Origin of the sequence: Blautia faecicola (assembly GCF_004123145.1) — a bacterium.
Classification (GTDB): domain Bacteria; phylum Bacillota; class Clostridia; order Lachnospirales; family Lachnospiraceae; genus Oliverpabstia; species Oliverpabstia faecicola.
Window position 1 is genome coordinate 803,841 of record NZ_SDKC01000001.1, and the last position, 18,534, is coordinate 822,374.

The following is an 18,534-nucleotide window of genomic DNA, read 5'->3' on the forward strand; positions in this document are numbered from 1 at the left end:
GAAGGAACAGAAGGAGAAAAGAGATGTTTAAAGCATTTTTAGTAAAATATGCGGAGATCGGCATCAAGGGAAAAAACAGATATCTGTTTGAAGATGCGCTGATCCGTCAGATGGAATATGTATTGAAACCGGTAGAGGGAACCTTCCATGTAACCAAAGAGCAGGGAAGAATCTATGTGCTGACCGAGGGTGACTTTGATTATGAGGAAGCGCTGGAAGCGTTAAAACGCGTATTTGGTATTGCGTATATCTGCCCGGTTGTGATCAAAGAAGATCAGGGATACGAACAGCTGGAAAAAGATGTGGTGGCTTATGTGGACCATGTGTATCCGGATAAAAATAAAACATTCAAGATGCATGTACGCCGTGCAAAGAAGACCTATCCGGGAACTTCGATGGAACTGAATGCAAACCTCGGCGGAGCGATCCTGGATGCATTTCCGGAGATGAAAGTCGATGTGCACGATCCACAGCTGCTGATCACGGTGGAGATCCGTGAAAAAATCTATATTTATTCCGAGTCTATCCCGGGACCTGGCGGTATGCCGATCGGAACTAACGGAAAAGCGATGCTTTTGTTATCAGGTGGTATCGACTCTCCGGTAGCCGGTTACATGATCGCAAAACGTGGCGTAAAGATCGATGCGGTTTATTTCCATGCACCGCCATACACCAGCGAACGTGCCAAACAGAAAGTGGTAGATCTGGCAAAACTGGTGGCAAGATACAGCGGACCGATCAATCTGTATGTTGTAAACTTTACAGATATTCAGCTGTATATCTACGATCAGTGCCCGCACGACGAGCTGACAATCATTATGCGCCGTTACATGATGAAGATTGCAGAACGCATCGGAAAAGAGCAGGGATGCCTGGGATTGATCACAGGAGAGAGCATCGGACAGGTGGCAAGCCAGACCGTACAGAGTCTTGCGGCAACGAACGAAGTGTGCACGATGCCGGTATTCCGTCCGGTGATCGGATTTGACAAACAGGAGATCGTGGATATCTCTCTGAAGATCAATACTTACGAGACATCCATTCAGCCATACGAAGACTGCTGTACGATCTTTGTGGCAAAACATCCGGTAACCAAACCGAACATCCAGATGATCAAAAAATCAGAGACAAAACTTGCAGAGAAGATTGATGAGATGATGGATCAGGCGGTCAATACCGCAGAGAGGATCTATATTGAAGCGTAAACTGGAAGCGAGATAAAATACGCGAAGCGTAAAAAACGGGAGTCTGTGAAACATAGACTCCCGATTTAAAAGTGCAGAATCATCATTCAATAATGTATGGAGCAAGTACCTTTAATACTTCGTCCAGGCTGCTTCCTTCTGCATGAACGTTCAGATTGATCGGTTTGGAAAGATCCAGACTGAAGATACCCATGATAGATTTTGCATCGATCACATATCTTCCGGAAACCAGATCAAAATCGAAATCATATTTGGAAATATCGTTTACAAATGCTTTTACTTTGTCAATGGAATTAAGTGAAATACTAACAGTTTTCATGATAACTTCCTCCCGAAAATTCAGATTATTTTTGGAATGTACGGCGCGTAAATCTGTCAATAACAGTTTTGTGCGGCGCATTTCAACTAAATTTATCTTACCGTTTTGTTTGCTAAAAGTCAAGGTGAAAGCATACAAAGATTCAAAGAAAACAGAAAAATAATTTGGCAGAAAAGAAAGAAGGTAGACAATGAAAGGAAAAGTTGCACTGCATAATCTGGGATGTAAAGTAAATGCATATGAGACCGAGGCAATGCAGCAGATGTTAGAGGCGGCAGGCTATGAAATCGTGCCTTTTGAACCGGGTGCGGACATTTATGTGATCAATACCTGCAGCGTTACCAATATTGCCGACCGCAAGTCGAGACAGATGCTTCACAAAGCAAAAAAGATGAATCCGGATGCCATCGTGGTCGCAGCCGGATGCTATGTGCAGGCAGATACAAAAAAAGCAGAGGCAGATGCGTCTATAGATATCATAATCGGGAATAATAAAAAACAGGAACTGATCCCCATACTGGAAAGTTACCGGACAGGTCATCAGAAAACTACAGAATGTGTGGACATCAATCACACGAAAGAGTATGAAAATCTGGAGATTGACCGTACCGAAGAACATACAAGAGCATACCTGAAAGTGCAGGACGGCTGCAACCAGTTCTGTACCTACTGTATCATCCCGTATGCCAGAGGACGGATCCGCAGCAAAAAGACAGAGGATGTGGTAAATGAAGTAAAACGCCTTGCAGCATCCGGCTGTCAGGAAGTGGTACTGACGGGGATCCATCTGAGTTCTTACGGAAAAGAACGCCCGGAGGATCAGGAAAATCTGCTGACGCTGATTCAGGCAGTGCATCAGGTGGACGGGATTGAGAGGATCCGTCTTGGTTCGCTGGAACCGGGAATTATCACAGAAGAATTTGCAGCGGCGATCAGCAGTCTGCCGAAAGTGTGCCCGCATTTTCATCTGTCTTTGCAGAGCGGATGTACCACCACATTAAAGCGGATGAACCGTCGCTATACCGCCGAAGAGTACCGGGAAAAATGCGAAATCCTGAGAAAATACTATCCGGCACCGGCACTGACGACCGATGTGATCACAGGATTTCCGGGAGAAACGGAAGAAGAATTTGAAGAAAGCCGCAGCTTTGTGGACAGTATTCATTTTTATGAGACACATATTTTCCCGTATTCCAAGAGAGAGGGGACAAAGGCAGCGGGTATGCCGGATCAGCTTACGGAACAGGTGAAAAAAGAACGAAGCAGGATTCTGATCGCTCTCGGAAAAGAACATCAGCGGGAGTATATGGAGCAGTTTTTGGGACAGGAAAAAGAGGTTCTGTTTGAGGAACAGCAGACGGTGGAAGGGCAGGAATACTGGACCGGACATACGATGGAATACCTGAAAATTGCGGTAATATCGGAAGAAAACCTGGAGAATAAGCGTGTTATGGTACAGCTTCGGGAGATGATCGGTCAGGATTTCGTTCTTGCAAAACGGTAAAAAACCGGAATTGGCAGAATGTTACAAAACTGATAAATAGCAATAGAAAGTTTAAAAAAACTGTAAACTTGATTGAATTTTTGTATCTTCTGTATTAGAATAGAATAGATATCAAGTATAGTTGAGGACGTGAAAAAATGGCAAATTTAAGCAATACACAGTATTTTAAAGTGAAAACAGAGCCGGAAGTACAGGTGAAAGAAGTCCTGGATGTGGTATACACAGCTATGGAAGAAAAGGGTTATAACCCGGTCAACCAGATTGTTGGTTATATTATGTCAGGTGACCCAACGTATATCACCAGCTACAAAGGTGCCAGAAGCATGATCATGAAAGTAGAACGTGACGAACTGGTAGAGGAACTTCTGAAAGAATATATTAAGAACAGATCCTGGGAGAATCGCTGATGAGGATTCTTGGACTTGATTATGGCTCAAAGACAATGGGAGTCGCGGTGAGCGACCCCCTTGGTTTTACTGCCCAGGGTGTGGAAATCATCCGCAGAAAATCAGAAAACAAGATGCGCCAGACACTGGCAAGAATCGAAGAACTGATCGCACAGTATCAGGTAGAAGAAATCGTACTTGGTTTACCGAAGAATATGAATAACACACTGGGAGACAGGGCTGAGAAATCTCTGGAGCTGAAAGAAACGCTGGAGAGAAGGACAGGTCTGCCTGTTGTGATGTGGGATGAACGGCTGACAACTGTATCTGCCAACCGGGTATTGATGGAGACGGGAGTACGCCGGGAAAACCGGAAAGAGCATGTGGACGAGATTGCTGCGGTATTTATCCTGCAGGGATATCTGGATTATCTTGCGAATAAGAAAGAAGAAACAGGACGGTAGAATCGTTATGGATAAAATCAAATTTGTGACAGATGAAGGCGAAACAGTGGAATTCTATGTAGAGGAGCAGACCAGAGTGAACGGTACAGATTATCTGCTGGTAACAGACTCCATGGATGATGAAGCCAACGCCTACATCCTGAAAGACTCTTCTGATGAGACAGATCCGGAAGCGGATTATGTGATGGTGGAAGATGACGTGGAACTGGAAGCCATGTCAAAAGTGTTCAGTCAGATGATGGACGATGTGGATATTGAGATGTAAGTAGTGACGGAGGTGCTATTTGAAAAAAAGTAACGATGGAAAATTGAAAATCATTCCTCTGGGCGGATTGGAACAGATTGGAATGAACATTACTGCCTTCGAATACGAAGACAGTATTATTGTGGTGGACTGCGGTCTGGCGTTCCCGGAGGACGATATGCTGGGAATCGACCTGGTCATCCCTGATATTACCTATTTGAAAGACAACTATGAAAAAGTGAAGGGTTTTGTGATCACTCACGGACACGAGGATCATATCGGAGCTCTTCCTTATGTATTAAGAGAGATTAATGTGCCGATCTACGCAACCAAGCTGACGATCGGTCTGATAGAAAATAAATTAAAAGAACACAACTTACTTCGTACCACAAAAAGAAAAACCATCAAACACGGACAGTCGATCAATCTGGGATGCTTCCGGATTGAATTCATTAAAACAAATCACAGTATTCAGGACGCTTCTGCACTTGCTATCTATTCTCCTGCCGGAATTGTTGTGCATACCGGTGACTTTAAAGTAGATTATACTCCGGTATTTGGCGATGCCATTGATCTGCAGCGTTTTGCAGAGATCGGAAAAAAAGGTGTTCTTGCACTGATGTGTGACAGTACCAATGCAGAGAGAAAGGGATTTACCATGTCAGAACGTACCGTGGGAAAAACGTTTGACAATCTGTTTGCAGAGCATAAAAATACAAGAATCATCATTGCTACTTTTGCGTCCAATGTAGACCGTGTGCAGCAGATCATCAACTCTGCTTACAAATACGGAAGAAAAGTAGTTGTGGAAGGCCGAAGCATGGTCAATGTCATCGGAACGGCGTCCGAACTTGGCTATCTGAACGTGCCGGACAATACACTGATTGATATCGATGAGATGAAAAATTATCCGGATGAGCAGATGGTTCTGATCACAACCGGAAGCCAGGGTGAGTCCATGGCGGCTCTGTCCCGTATGGCGGCAAATATTCATAAAAAAGTTTCGATTAAACCGGGCGATACCATTATTTTCAGTTCCAACCCGATTCCGGGTAATGAAAAAGCGGTATCCCGCGTGATCAACGAACTGTCAGCCAAAGGTGCGGATGTTATTTTCCAGGATGTCCATGTATCCGGACATGCCTGCCAGGAAGAGATTAAGCTGATCTACTCTCTGGTAAAACCGAAGTATTCGATTCCGGTTCACGGAGAATTCCGTCATCTGAAAGCACAGGCTGGCATTGCGGAAAGCCTGGGTATTCCGAAAGAAAACATTTTCATCATGCACTCCGGTGATGTGATGGAATTAAACGAAGAGTCCGCGGCGATCACCGGTAAAGTGCATACCGGAGCGATCCTGGTAGATGGACTTGGTGTCGGTGATGTAGGAAATATCGTACTTCGCGACCGTCAGCATCTGGCAGAAGACGGTATCATGATCGTTGTACTGACACTGGAAAAATACAGCAACCAGCTTCTGGCAGGTCCGGATATCGTATCCCGTGGATTTGTCTATGTGAGAGAATCCGAAGATCTGATGGGACAGGCAAAGAGCGTCGTAGAAGATGCGATCGATTCTTGTCTGGATCGAAGAATCTCCGACTGGGGAAAAATGAAAGGTGTGATCAAGGATTCCCTGGGTGACTTCCTGTGGAAGAGAACCAAGAGAAAACCGATGATTCTGCCAATTATAATGGAGGCGTAAGATACATGAACAAGATACAGGAATGCGTAGAAAAACTGCTGGAAGTAATCAGAGAGGATTCCGCATATCAGAGGTACCTTGCATGTGAGGAGAAGCTGAAATCCAATCCGGAATTAAAAAAACAGATTGATGAATTCCGTGTAGCCGTCTTTCATATGAACAATGACGATACACAGGGAGATCTGTACGATATTACAGATGAAGTGGAAAACAGATATGAAAGCCTTCGGAAAGTTCCGGAGGTGAACGCATATCTGGAGGCGGAACTGGATGTCTGTCGGATGCTTCAGCAGGTACAGTCACAGTTCCGAAACGGGATTGATCTGAACATTCCCAATGTATAATCACACTGCCGGACATCCCTGCAGCAGATGCGGGAAGGAGAAGCAAGGAGTATAGATGGGTAGTAAGAAAAAGAAAAAAGATGCAACGTATCAGGCTGCTGTCAGCGGGGCGAAAGGAGCAATCCGGATCCTGCTTTATGTTTTACTGATCTGTATCCTGATCTTTGTGGGAAAAACGGCATACAGCTTTGGATATCTGATCTTTTATCAGGAACCGGAGGCAGATACACAGGCGGAAGGTCAGGATGTGACCGTGATCGTTCATGAGGAGGATTCCGTCTATGATGTGGGTGTGACGTTGCAGGAGAAAGGACTGATCGAACGACCGGTCATCTTCTGGGCACAGGAAAAACTCTCCGATTACCGTGGCAAGATCAAACCGGGAACGTATCTTCTGAATACGCATGAGACGGTCGATCAGATGCTTGCCATCCTGTCAGGGAAAAATACAGAAGGACAGCCATCGCAGGAGAAAGAAAGCAGTACTTCCGATGCGGAGGATACGGAGGCTGGGGAGGAGAGTGCGTCATGATCGTAGATGAACGTATGGTGACATTTATCAATTCTCTGGATGAAGGGCATACGGAGTTTCTCGAACAGCTGGAAAAAGAAGCAAGGGAAGATGCAGTTCCCATCGTAAGAAGAGAGATGCAGAGTTTCTTAAAGTTTCTGATGGCGGCTGCCAGACCGAAGCGGATCCTGGAAGTGGGAACCGCGGTTGGATTTTCTGCACTTTTAATGTGTGAGTATAATCCGGAACCCTGTCAGATCATAACCATAGAAAATTATGAAAAGAGGATCCCGATTGCCCGGGAAAACTTTAAGAAAGCGGGCAAGGAGGGACAGATCGAACTTCTGGAGGGAGATGCGGCAAAGATCCTGCCGACACTTACCGAGCCGTTTGACTTTATCTTTATGGATGCGGCGAAGGGACAGTACCTTCACTTTTTGCCGGAAGTTTTGCGCCTGTTAAAGAGCGGCGGACTTCTGGTGTCGGATAATATCCTGCAGGAAGGCGATCTGATCGAATCCCGGTTCGCAGTGGAGCGAAGGAACCGGACGATCTACAAACGGATGCGCGAGTATCTGTATGAATTAAAACACAATGACGAGCTGGTAACTTCCCTGCTTCCGTTAGGGGATGGGGTTGCGGTCAGCACGAAACGATAGGAGAAAGAAACATGAGAATTCCGGAATTACTTGTTCCGGCCAGCAGCCTGGAAGTATTACAGGTTGCGGTTATATTTGGTGCGGATGCAGTTTATATCGGAGGCGAGGCCTTCGGTCTGCGCGCCAAAGCGAAAAATTTTTCAAAAGCAGACATGGTAGAAGGCATTCGGTTTGCCCATGAACATGGTGTCAAAGTGTATGTCACAGCCAACATTCTGGCACATAATCAGGATCTCGAAGGCGTTCGGGAATATTTTGAAGAGCTGAAAAAGATCGGACCGGATGCGCTGATCATTTCGGATCCGGGTGTATATCAGATTGCAAAAGAAGTATGTCCTGAGATCGAACGCCACATCAGTACCCAGGCGAACAATACCAACTATGGAACGTATCAGTTCTGGTATCAGATGGGAGCCAAACGTGTGGTAACGGCAAGGGAGTTGTCTCTCGAAGAGATCCGCGAGATCCGAAACCGGATTCCGGATGATATGGAGATTGAGACATTTATCCACGGAGCGATGTGTATCTCCTATTCTGGAAGATGCCTGTTGAGCAATTATCTGACCGGAAGAGATTCCAATCAGGGAGCATGCACTCATCCGTGTCGATGGAAGTACTCTATTATGGAAGAAAGTCGTCCGGGAGAGTATTTTCCGGTCTATGAAAATGAGAGAGGAACCTTTATTTTCAATTCCAAGGATCTGTGCATGATCGAGCATATCCCGGATCTGATCGATGCCGGAATCGACAGCTTTAAGATCGAGGGGCGTATGAAGACTGCCCTGTACGTGGCAACAGTTGCCCGGACCTATCGGAAAGCCATCGACGACTATCTGAAAGATCCGGCACTGTATCAGAAAAATATGCCATGGTATCAGGAACAGATTTCAAACTGTACTTACCGGCAGTTTACCACCGGATTCTTTTACGGAAAACCAACCCAGGAAGCACAGATTTATGATAACAACACATATATCAAAGAATATACTTATCTGGGTATCGTGGGAGAGGCAAACGAAGAAGGAAAATACTGCATCTCTCAGAGAAACAAGTTTTCTGTCGGAGAACAGATCGAGGTTATGAAGCCGAATGGCGATAACATCGAAGTGACCGTAAAGAGTATTCAGGACGAGGAAGGCAACCAGATGGAGAGCGCACCGCATCCGAAACAGATTCTTTACATTGATCTGGGAATCAAACTGGATCGATATGATATTTTACGCAGAAAAGAACCGGTCACGGAGCTTTAATACAGCATTTTTTTCAATGCGGGAGACATAGGAGCGGCTGATTCCCAGCCGTTTCCCCAGCACCCGCTGTGTCAATTCTTTTTCACCAAAAAGCCCGTAGCGGTATTTGATCACTTCATATTCCAATGGTGAAAGAACTTCCCTTAAAAAAACATGTAATTTCAGAATCCGTTCTTTTTGGATACACTGGTCGGTGATATCCTGTTCTTTTCCTTCCACAATATCCAGAAGATGAATCTCGTTTCCTTCTTTGTCCGTACCGATCGGTTCGTACAGAGAAACTTCTCTGGAAAATTTTTTCCGGCTGCGAAGCATCATCAACAATTCATTATCAATACAGCGGGCAGCGTAAGTAGCCAGTCTGCTGCCTTTTGTCATATCATAGGTGGACACGGCCTTGATCAGACCGATCGTTCCTATGGAGATCAAATCATCCAGATCTTCATCAACCCCCTGGTATTTTTTTACAATATGCGCAACAAGCCGCAGATTGCGTTCAATCAACACATCCCGCGCCGCCTTATCACCCTGTCGGCATTTACGGAGATAGAAAGTTTCTTCTTCCGTGGTGAGGGGTTTCAGAAAGGTCTTCACTTATACACCTCAAAGGGCTTTCTTTCTAATCTATGCCCTGTCAGAAGAAATTGTGCTTTTCCCAAAATACAGAAGCAGAACACATCAGAATATATTTTCCCAAAACATAATGAAAATGCCAAAAATCAATGTACATCAGAGAGGAGTGGTCATTGTATGTATACAAGTATCTTATCGGCAACGATGCAGGGAATCAAAGCGATCCCGGTGCAGGTGGAGGTGGATGTAAGTCCGGGGCTTCCGGGATTTTCCATGGTGGGGACGGTGAACAGCCAGGTGCGGGAGGCACAGGATCGCGTGCGGACGGCACTGCATAATCTGGAAATTCCTGTTCCGCCAAGGCGGATCACGATCAATCTGTCCCCGGCAGATGTGCCAAAGACCGGAACCGGGTTCGACCTTCCGATCACCGCTGCGATCCTGGAATCACTGGGACACCTTCCGAAAGGCGGTCTGGAACAGGTCATGTTGATCGGCGAAGTGGGACTGGACGGACAGATCAAAAAAGTACGGGGCGTGCTTGCGATGGTGGAAGAAGCGAGAAAATCCGGATGCCAGGGGTGTATCGTTCCATGGGAGAACCGAAAAGAGGCGCAGATGATCCCGGGGATCCGAAGTGTGGGAGTGAAAAACCTGAAAGAATTTCTGAGAACTGCCAGAGATCGGGGATGGGAACAGATGAAGGCAGCGCAGATGCAGCTGGTGAATAACCGGGGAGAAACCGCTGATTTTAAAGAGATCAAAGGGCAGCTTGCGGCAAAGCGAGGAGCACTGCTTGCGGCGGCAGGATTTCATAATATTTTGCTGATGGGACCTCCGGGATCCGGGAAGACGATGGTGGCAAAACGGATCCCGGGACTGCTTCCGGCACTGACGCATGAGGAGGCGATGGAAATTACTTCTATTTATAGTGTGGCAGGGTTACTGTCCGAGGAGATGCCGTGGGTCTCTGTCCGCCCGTTCCGGTCACCTCACCATACGATCTCTGCCCAGGCGCTTGCGGGCGGAGGAAAGATCCCGATGCCCGGGGAGATCACGCTGGCGCACAGAGGGGTACTGTTTCTGGATGAACTGGCAGAGATGAAGCGGGATACCCTGGAGATTCTCCGGCAGCCACTCGAAGATGGGGAGATCCATATCGCGCGGATAGGCGGACGGTATACCTTCCCGGCAGAATTTCTTCTGGTGGGCGCAATGAATCCGTGTCCCTGCGGCTACTATCCGGACAGAAACCGCTGTGACTGCGGGGAACATGAGATCAGACGATACCAGCAGCGGATCAGTCAGGCATTTCTTGACCGGATGGATATCTGCGTGACCACCAGTGCGGCAACATATGGGGAATTCCGCGGGGAGACACCGGCAGGCGAGAGCAATCTATGGAGTACAGAACATATGAGAAGACAGGTGGAGCGGGCGCAGCAGATCCAAAGAGAACGCTTTGCCGGATCCGGGATCTGTTATAACAGCCAGATTCCGCCGGGGGAGATCGCAGTCTACTGTAAAACCAGTGAAGGAGCAGAAAAAATGTTACAGGGAGCCTTTGAATCGTTACATCTGAGCGGAAGGGCATGCAACCGGATCCTCCGTGTGGCAAGGACGGCGGCGGATCTCGACGGAAAAGAAAGAATCGAAGAAGAGGAGATCGCGGAAGCGATCGGTTATCGGAGTTTTGACAAACATTCTTGGAAACAGGGGGATAAATTATGAGTGAGAACATAAAAATATATAAGAAAACAGAAGAAGGATACCCAAAAACATTATTACAGCTTCCGGATGCTCCGGCGCGGATATATGTGCTGGGAGAATTACCGGATCCGACGCGTCCGGCAATCGCCATCGTTGGTGCGAGAAACTGCAGTTCCTATGGGAAAAATATGGCGTATGAATACGCAAGAGTTCTGACAAAAGCAGGGGTTCAGGTGATCAGCGGACTGGCAAGAGGGGTAGATGCGGCGGCCCATGCAGGAGCACTGGCAGCGGGTGGAAAAACGTATGGCGTGATGGGGTGCGGGGTGGATTTCTGTTATCCGACATCAAGCAGAAACCTGTATCATACCATGCAGCAGCAGGGAGGGATATTATCGGAATTTTCTCCGGGAACACCGCCGCTTGCGTATCATTTTCCACTGCGAAACCGGATCATCAGCGGACTGTCCCAGGCGGTGCTTGTGGTTGAGGCAAAAGAAAAAAGCGGTTCCCTGATCACTGCCGATGCAGCACTCGAGCAGGGGCGGACGGTTTTCGCTCTTCCGGGGCGTGCCGGCGACCTTTTAAGCGAGGGATGTAACCGCCTGATCTACCAGGGAGCGATCCCCGCATGGAAGCCGGAAATCATTCTGGAAGAGATGAAATGGACGAAAAATAAGGGGAAAATACAGGAGAATTTCACAGAGGAGAAAAAAATAGTGCTTGCAAGGGAAGATGATTTGGTGTATAGTTGTCTCGATTTGAACCCAAAAGCCGTGTCACAGTTACAGGACGAGACAGGTTTGTCATCCGGCAGTCTGTTAAAGAGTCTGTATTACCTGACAGCAAAAGATCTGGCCCGCGAAGTCTGGCAGAATTATTATATCCGCACAGAAAAGAGGTGGGCGTAAAGACATGGCAATAAAGAATCAGGAGGAAAACATTGGCTAAATATTTAGTGATTGTGGAGTCACCTGCGAAGGTAAAGACGGTAAAAAAGTTCCTCGGAAGCAATTACGAAGTGGCAGCTTCCAATGGACATGTCCGTGATTTGCCGAAAAGTCAGATGGGCATCGACATAGAGAATGATTATGAACCGAAATATATTACAATCCGTGGAAAAGGAGAACTGCTGGCGAGTCTGAGAAAAGAAGCGAAGAAAGCCGACAAAGTATATCTCGCAACTGACCCGGACCGCGAGGGAGAAGCGATTTCCTGGCATCTGGCAACAGCGTTGAAGCTGGATGAAAAAAAGATGCGCAGGATCACGTTTAACGAGATCACCAAAAGTGCGGTAAAAGAATCCATCAAACATGCCAGAGACATTGATATGAATCTGGTAGATGAGCAGCAGACAAGACGTATCCTGGATCGTATGGTAGGTTACCGGATCAGCCCGGTACTGTGGAAAAAGATCAAACGCGGACTGAGTGCCGGTCGTGTGCAGTCGGTGGCATTGCGTATCATTGCAGACCGGGAAGAAGAAATCAATGCATTTATTCCGGAAGAATACTGGTCTCTGGATGCTGTGTTTAAGATCCCGGGGGAAAAGAAACCGCTGGTTGCAAAGTTCTACGGAAAAGAAAAAGAGAAGATGACGATTTCTTCCAAAGAAGAAGTGGAAAAGATCATGAAAGAACTGGAAGGTGTATCCTATCAGGTCAGCGAGGTGAAAAAAGGAGAGAGAAGCAAGAAAGCGCCGCTTCCGTTTACCACCAGTACCCTGCAGCAGGAGGCTTCCAAGGCACTGAATTTTTCCACGCAGAAGACGATGCGTCTGGCACAGCAGTTATATGAAGGTGTGGATATCAAAGGACAGGGAACCGTTGCACTGATTTCTTACCTGCGTACCGATTCTACCCGTATCTCGGAAGAAGCCGATGCCATGGCAAGAAGCTTTATCGGGGAACATTACGGGGAAAATTATGTGGCAGTTCAGGAGAGCAAACAGAAAGAAAACAAGAACGTACAGGATGCACACGAGGCGATCCGTCCGACCGATGTCTCCCGCATGCCGGCGATTGTAAAAGAATCCCTTTCCAGAGATCAGTTCCGTCTCTATCAGCTGATCTGGAAACGCTTTGTGGCAAGCCGGATGCAGCCTGCCGTATATGAGACAACATCCGTGAAAATCTCCGGCGGGGAATATCTGTTTACCGTTGCCGCATCGAAGATTAAGTTTGACGGTTTCATGTCGGTGTATGTCCAGGCAGACGAGGAGAAGGCACAGAACAATACATTGGTGCGAAGCATTGATAAAGATACCGTTCTGGATTTCCAGGAATTTGACGAGCAGCAGCATTTTACCCAGCCGCCGGCACATTATACGGAAGCTTCCCTGGTAAAGACCATGGAGGAACTGGGCATCGGTCGTCCAAGTACCTATGCGCCGACGATCACCACGATCATTGCAAGAAGATATGTGGCGAAAGAAAATAAGAACCTGTATATGACCGAACTGGGAGAAGTTGTCAATCAGATGATGAAAGAGGCCTTCCCGAGTATCGTGGATGTCAACTTTACCGCTACGATGGAAGATCTGCTGGATAAAGTGGGTGACGGAACTGTAGACTGGAAAGTGGTAGTCCGAAACTTCTATCCGGATCTCGATGAATCCGTAAAAGAAGCGGAGAAGAATCTCGAAGAAGTAAAACTGGAAGATGAAGTCACCGATGTGATCTGCGAAAACTGCGGAAGAAACATGGTGATCAAATACGGTCCGCACGGAAGATTCCTGGCATGCCCGGGCTTCCCGGAGTGTCGAAATACAAAACCGTATCTGGAAAAGATCGGTGTCAAATGTCCAAAGTGTGGAAAAGAAGTGGTTCTTCGCAAGACCAAGAAAGGCCGTAAGTATTACGGCTGCGAGGATAATCCGGAATGTGATTTCATGTCCTGGGCAAAACCGATCAATGAAAAATGTCCGAAATGTGGCGGTTACATGGTAGAAAAGGGAAACAAAAAAGCCTGTGCGGACGAGCAGTGCGGGTATGTGGAAGTAAAAGAAAAATAAAACGAAATCCAAAGATACAGATTCCTGAAAAGGGTCTGTATCTTTTTTTATGATTTTGATTAGGCAGATAAAACAGTCACAATAAATGAAAAAATTGAAATATTCAGAAAATATTATTGTTATTTAGAGAATATCATGGTATAATATGATTAAATTATAAAAATGACAAAAAATCCAGAAAGGAGTAGAAGATGAGCGTACAGTTATTGGACAAAACCAGAAAAATCAATAAATTACTGCACAATAATAATTCTACAAAAGTAGTGTTCAATGATATCTGTAAAGTAATGATGGAAACATTGGATTCAAATATTCTTGTGATCAGTAAGAAAGGAAAAGTTCTTGGTGTCAGTTTATGTCCGGGAGTAGAGGAAATCACAGAATTGATTGAGGATAAAGTCGGAAGTCATGTGGATCCACTGTTAAATGACCGTTTTTTAAGTGTCTTGTCCACCAAGGAAAATGTGAATCTTCAGACTCTGGGATTTGAGCGGGATGATATCCAGCAGTACTGCGCGATCATTAACCCGATCGATATTGCAGGAGAACGGCTGGGAACAGTATTCATGTATCGGAAGGAACGCCAGTATGATATTGAAGATATTATCGTCAGTGAATACGGAACAACCGTAGTGGGACTGGAGATGATGCGTTCCGTCAATGAGGAAAATGCAGAAGAAGCCAGAAAAGTCCATGTGGTAAAAGCAGCTTTCAGTACCCTGTCTTTCTCAGAGCTGGAAGCGATTATTCATATTTTTGATGAACTCGACGGAGACGAGGGAATTCTTGTGGCAAGTAAAATCGCTGATCGTGTGGGAATTACCCGTTCCGTGATCGTCAATGCGCTGAGAAAATTCGAGAGTGCCGGTGTGATCGAGTCCAGATCCAGCGGCATGAAAGGAACCTACATCAAAGTACTCAACGATGTGATCTTTGATGAACTCGAAGAACTGAAAGCGAGAAAGAACCTGAAAGCAACAGAAAAAGACGACTGATACCAGAATCGTTGAAAAAAGAAAAGACAGAAGAAAGAAGCTGAGGAATATTCCCCGGGCTTCTTTTTTTCGTTGCAAATAAATAACCGGGAACCGCCGACAAACTGGAAAAAAATATAGAAAAGTGAGAAAATAAGAGAAAAAAAGAGCATAGATTTAAAAATACGAGAATATATTAGAAATACAAGCGAAAAGTGAAGTTGCGAAAACAGGGCAAAATTACTAATATAAGACCATCGGTAGCACTCAAGACAAACGAGTGCTAATAAAACAGGTTATACGCTTAAAGGAGGCAAATAGATATGAAATTAGTACCATTAGGAGACAGAGTTGTATTAAAACAGTTAGTAGCAGAAGAAACCACAAAATCCGGTATCGTATTACCGGGACAGGCACAGGAAAAACCACAGCAGGCAGAGGTTGTAGCTGTAGGACCTGGCGGAATGGTTGATGGAAAAGAAGTAAAGATGGAAGTAGCAGTTGGAGATCAGGTTATCTACTCCAAATATGCAGGAACAGAAGTAAAACTGGACGGAGAAGAATATATCATCGTAAAACAGAATGACATTCTTGCCGTTGTAAAATAATCGATTTTCAGAAAGAAAAACAGAGATAGAATCAGGAGGAAAAAATCATGGCAAAAGAGATTAAATTTGGAGCAGAAGCCAGAGCAGCCTTAGAGAGAGGTGTAAACCAGCTGGCTGATACCGTAAGAGTTACATTAGGACCGAAAGGAAGAAACGTTGTACTGGCAAAACCATACGGCGCTCCGCTGATCACAAACGACGGTGTTACGATCGCAAAAGAAATCGAACTGGAAGACGGATTTGAAAACATGGGCGCTCAGCTGATCCGTGAAGTAGCATCCAAGACCAACGATGTAGCAGGTGATGGTACTACAACAGCTACCGTACTGGCACAGGCTATGGTAAATGCAGGTATGAAAAACCTGGCAGCAGGTGCTAACCCGATCGTTCTGAGAAAAGGTATGAAGAAAGCAACCGATAAAGCAGTAGAAGCTATCGCAGCTATGAGCAAACCGGTAGAAGGAAAAGAACAGATCGCAAGAGTTGCGGCTGTATCTTCCGGAGACGAAGAGGTTGGTAAACTGGTAGCAGACGCTATGGAAAAAGTTTCCAAAGACGGTGTTATCACAATCGAAGAATCCAAGACCATGAAAACAGAACTGGATCTGGTAGAAGGTATGCAGTTCGATCGTGGATATATTTCCGCATATATGGCAACGGATATGGATAAGATGGAAGCAACTCTGGATAATCCATACATCCTGATCACAGACAAAAAGATCTCCAACATTCAGGAAATCCTGCCGCTGTTAGAGCAGATCGTACAGTCCGGTTCCAAACTGCTGATCATCGCAGAGGATATCGAAGGCGAAGCTCTGACAACCCTGATCGTAAACAAACTGAGAGGAACCTTCTCTGTAGCAGCTGTAAAAGCACCTGGCTATGGTGACAGAAGAAAAGAAATGCTGCAGGATATTGCTATCCTGACAGGCGGACAGGTAATCTCTGATGAACTGGGTCTGGATCTGAAAGAAGCTACTCTGGAACAGCTTGGCCGTGCAAAATCTGTAAAAGTTCAGAAAGAAAGCACAGTTATCGTTGACGGTGAAGGCGACAAAGAAGCCATCAAAGCAAGAGTAAATCAGATCAAAGGACAGATTGAAGAGACGACATCTGAATTTGACCGTGAAAAACTGCAGGAGAGACTGGCAAAACTGGCAGGCGGCGTAGCGGTTGTACGTGTTGGTGCAGCTACCGAGACAGAGATGAAGGAAGCAAAACTGCGTATGGAAGATGCTCTGGCAGCTACCAAAGCAGCTGTAGAAGAAGGTATCATCGCAGGTGGTGGTTCTGCTTATATTCATACAACAAAAGTTCTGCAGGAACTGGTTGATACTCTGGAAGGAGATGAAAAGACAGGTGCTCAGATCATCATGAAAGCCCTGGAAGCTCCTCTGTTCCATATCGCTGCCAATGCAGGTCTGGAAGGATCTGTAATCATCAACAAAGTAAAAGAATCCGAAGTTGGTGTCGGATTTGATGCATACAAAGAAGAATATGTAGATATGGTAAAAGCAGGTATCCTGGATCCGGCAAAAGTAACAAGAAGTGCACTGCAGAATGCTACCAGTGTTGCATCTACTCTGCTGACAACAGAATCTGTAGTATCCATTATCCCGGAAGAGACACCGGCAGCACCGGCAGGTAACCCGGGAATGGGAATGATGTAATTTCCAGTTACAGAACACGAATTTCATAAAGATTTAAGAAAAGCAGGAGCTGACGCGATAGACGGCGGCTCCTGTTTGTGTTAAAATGAAAAGCAGACCTGACTGCTATCGCGCAGAAAACGGGTCGGACATGGGGGAAAAACAAAAGTAAGGCGTCACAGAAAGGAACCGGGATGGAACAGAAACGATACGAAAGTGATATGACCCCAAAAGAAAAAAGGGAACTTGAGAAAAAGAAATTAAAACAGATGACATTCCCACAGAAAGTGGAATACATCTGGGCATACTATAAACTGCATATGGCGATAGCGCTTGCCATTATCCTGGTGATTGTATTTGTCGGACAGCTGATTTACCGGAGTCAGTTTGACACGGTCTTTTATGCAGCAATTATCAACGGTTCGTCAGGGGACGGAGAGGCGCTTGCACAGGATTTTAAAACGTATACCGGAGATACGGATAAGTATCATGAATATACCGTGGATAATTCCATGTATCTGGTCAAAGACCAGGAGGATTATAACATGGTCATGAAACTCTCCACGATCATCGGCGCCCAGCAGGTGGATGTGCTGATCGCTCCGGAATACAAATTTCAGGAATATGTGGATCAGGGTGGATTTTATCCGATGTCGGAACTGCTGACAGATGAACAGCAGGAGGCATACAAAGACCAGCTGACAGAATACGGACTGAAGGTTGGTGACAGTGAGGTACTCAAAGCCCATGGCATGCAGGTGGATGAAGATGCCTGCCTGGGAGTGTTGATCTATTCGGATCATCTGGAGGAAGCCAAATCATTTATTACATATATTATGGGTGATGGAAACACGCCTGATGAAAACGAAGGAGGACAACAATGAGTGATTTGTATTTGGAAGAACTGGTAAAAAGAAGAAGAACGGGAACGGATCAGGCACTGCGGTATGCACTGATGGCAGTGACTGCGATCGGTGTTGTACTGTCGCTTCTCACCTGGAACCTGATCATTATTGCGGTTTCTATCGCGATTTGCGTGGCAGATATCTTTATTTTCCCGAGATTTCAGACAGAATGGGAATACCAGTATGTCAACGGAGAACTGGATGTGGACCGTATCCTGAACAAAGCAAAGAGAAAACGTATGGCATCTTACGATATCACAAAAGCAGAACTGATCGCTCCGGCAGCGTCTCACAGATTTGATTACTATAATAACAATCAGAAATTAAAAGTCTGTGATTATTCATCCTGCAACCCGGAGAGAGAAAAACTGGTATATGCGATGATCATGCCGGAAAAAGAAGGGATGCTGAAAGTGCTTTTTGAGCCATCTGAGCATATGGTCAAGGACTTCCGACTGAAAGCTCCGAGAAAAGTGTTCTTTGATTAAGATTGACAGGGTGCATGTTTTTT

Annotated in this window: 20 protein-coding genes; 18 read left to right on the forward strand and 2 right to left on the reverse strand. The window is 45.8% G+C overall.

From position 1 onward, the window contains the following. The first annotated feature begins 23 nt into the window (after window positions 1-23). Window positions 24-1,205: a tRNA uracil 4-sulfurtransferase ThiI gene (gene thiI / locus ETP43_RS03675; protein WP_129257079.1), complete on the forward strand. Its 1,182-nt coding sequence runs from the start codon at window positions 24-26 to the stop codon at window positions 1,203-1,205. A gap of 82 nt (window positions 1,206-1,287) precedes the next feature. On the opposite strand, the gene ETP43_RS03680 is transcribed toward thiI, so the two are convergent. After that, the gene (locus ETP43_RS03680) at window positions 1,288-1,524 is read right to left on the reverse strand and encodes an HPr family phosphocarrier protein (RefSeq protein ID WP_129257080.1); all 237 of its coding nucleotides are present in this window, start codon (window positions 1,522-1,524) and stop codon (window positions 1,288-1,290) included. A gap of 190 nt (window positions 1,525-1,714) precedes the next feature. Here ETP43_RS03680 and mtaB point away from each other — a divergent pair, with 190 nt between their 5' ends. The 9 genes from mtaB to ETP43_RS03725 all read left to right on the forward strand — a co-directional run bounded on the left by mtaB (window position 1,715) and on the right by ETP43_RS03725 (window position 8,591). Next, window positions 1,715-3,028, forward strand: coding sequence for a tRNA (N(6)-L-threonylcarbamoyladenosine(37)-C(2))-methylthiotransferase MtaB (mtaB, locus tag ETP43_RS03685; RefSeq protein WP_129257081.1), 1,314 nt, complete (start codon window positions 1,715-1,717; stop codon window positions 3,026-3,028). A 137-nt stretch (window positions 3,029-3,165) separates the two neighbouring features. Further along, a complete protein-coding gene (locus ETP43_RS03690) occupies window positions 3,166-3,435 on the forward strand; it encodes an IreB family regulatory phosphoprotein (protein WP_022008878.1) in 270 nt (89 codons plus the stop codon). Next, on the forward strand, window positions 3,435-3,878 hold the full coding sequence (gene ruvX / locus ETP43_RS03695; protein WP_129257082.1) for a Holliday junction resolvase RuvX: 444 nt from the start codon (window positions 3,435-3,437) through the stop codon (window positions 3,876-3,878). Before ETP43_RS03690 ends, ruvX begins: the two co-directional genes overlap by 1 nt. Window positions 3,879-3,885: 7 nt before the next feature. Then, window positions 3,886-4,143, forward strand: a complete 258-nt coding sequence (locus tag ETP43_RS03700; protein WP_129257083.1) for a DUF1292 domain-containing protein — start codon at window positions 3,886-3,888, stop codon at window positions 4,141-4,143. A gap of 19 nt (window positions 4,144-4,162) precedes the next feature. Further along, on the forward strand, window positions 4,163-5,827 hold the full coding sequence (locus ETP43_RS03705) for a ribonuclease J (RefSeq protein WP_129257084.1): 1,665 nt from the start codon (window positions 4,163-4,165) through the stop codon (window positions 5,825-5,827). A gap of 5 nt (window positions 5,828-5,832) precedes the next feature. After that, the gene (locus tag ETP43_RS03710; protein ID WP_022398984.1) at window positions 5,833-6,171 is read left to right on the forward strand and encodes a YlbF family regulator; all 339 of its coding nucleotides are present in this window, start codon (window positions 5,833-5,835) and stop codon (window positions 6,169-6,171) included. 55 nt (window positions 6,172-6,226) lie between these two features. After that, window positions 6,227-6,703: an endolytic transglycosylase MltG gene (locus ETP43_RS03715; protein WP_129257085.1), complete on the forward strand. Its 477-nt coding sequence runs from the start codon at window positions 6,227-6,229 to the stop codon at window positions 6,701-6,703. Then, complete coding sequence (locus tag ETP43_RS03720) at window positions 6,700-7,341, forward strand: O-methyltransferase (RefSeq protein WP_022398986.1); 642 nt, start codon at window positions 6,700-6,702, stop codon at window positions 7,339-7,341. Before ETP43_RS03715 ends, ETP43_RS03720 begins: the two co-directional genes overlap by 4 nt. An 11-nt stretch (window positions 7,342-7,352) precedes the next feature. Beyond that, the gene (locus ETP43_RS03725; RefSeq protein WP_129257086.1) at window positions 7,353-8,591 is read left to right on the forward strand and encodes a peptidase U32 family protein; all 1,239 of its coding nucleotides are present in this window, start codon (window positions 7,353-7,355) and stop codon (window positions 8,589-8,591) included. Here ETP43_RS03725 and sigK read toward each other — a convergent pair. After that, window positions 8,559-9,185 (reverse strand): RNA polymerase sporulation sigma factor SigK, encoded by a 627-nt coding sequence (gene sigK, locus ETP43_RS03730; RefSeq protein WP_022398988.1) that lies wholly within the window; start codon window positions 9,183-9,185, stop codon window positions 8,559-8,561. The genes ETP43_RS03725 and sigK overlap by 33 nt on opposite strands. 156 nt (window positions 9,186-9,341) lie before the next feature. Between sigK and ETP43_RS03735 the strand changes: the two genes are divergently transcribed. From ETP43_RS03735 to ETP43_RS03770, 8 genes are all read left to right on the forward strand, one after another. After that, window positions 9,342-10,895, forward strand: coding sequence for a YifB family Mg chelatase-like AAA ATPase (locus tag ETP43_RS03735; protein WP_129257087.1), 1,554 nt, complete (start codon window positions 9,342-9,344; stop codon window positions 10,893-10,895). Next, the gene (dprA, locus tag ETP43_RS03740) at window positions 10,892-11,785 is read left to right on the forward strand and encodes a DNA-processing protein DprA (protein WP_022398990.1); all 894 of its coding nucleotides are present in this window, start codon (window positions 10,892-10,894) and stop codon (window positions 11,783-11,785) included. Before ETP43_RS03735 ends, dprA begins: the two co-directional genes overlap by 4 nt. A gap of 32 nt (window positions 11,786-11,817) precedes the next feature. Further along, entirely contained in the window at window positions 11,818-13,887 is a 2,070-nt protein-coding gene (topA, locus tag ETP43_RS03745; RefSeq protein ID WP_129257088.1) for a type I DNA topoisomerase, read from the forward strand. Between the two features lie 191 nt (window positions 13,888-14,078). Further along, window positions 14,079-14,882, forward strand: coding sequence for a GTP-sensing pleiotropic transcriptional regulator CodY (gene codY, locus ETP43_RS03750; RefSeq protein WP_022398992.1), 804 nt, complete (start codon window positions 14,079-14,081; stop codon window positions 14,880-14,882). A 302-nt stretch (window positions 14,883-15,184) separates the two neighbouring features. Next, entirely contained in the window at window positions 15,185-15,469 is a 285-nt protein-coding gene (groES, locus tag ETP43_RS03755; RefSeq protein ID WP_022398993.1) for a co-chaperone GroES, read from the forward strand. Between the two features lie 47 nt (window positions 15,470-15,516). Beyond that, window positions 15,517-17,139, forward strand: a complete 1,623-nt coding sequence (gene groL / locus ETP43_RS03760; RefSeq protein WP_129257089.1) for a chaperonin GroEL — start codon at window positions 15,517-15,519, stop codon at window positions 17,137-17,139. Between the two features lie 173 nt (window positions 17,140-17,312). Beyond that, window positions 17,313-18,002 (forward strand): hypothetical protein, encoded by a 690-nt coding sequence (locus ETP43_RS03765; RefSeq protein ID WP_022398995.1) that lies wholly within the window; start codon window positions 17,313-17,315, stop codon window positions 18,000-18,002. Then, window positions 17,999-18,511: a DUF6106 family protein gene (locus ETP43_RS03770; protein ID WP_129257090.1), complete on the forward strand. Its 513-nt coding sequence runs from the start codon at window positions 17,999-18,001 to the stop codon at window positions 18,509-18,511. Before ETP43_RS03765 ends, ETP43_RS03770 begins: the two co-directional genes overlap by 4 nt. The last annotated feature ends 23 nt before the right edge of the window (window positions 18,512-18,534 follow it).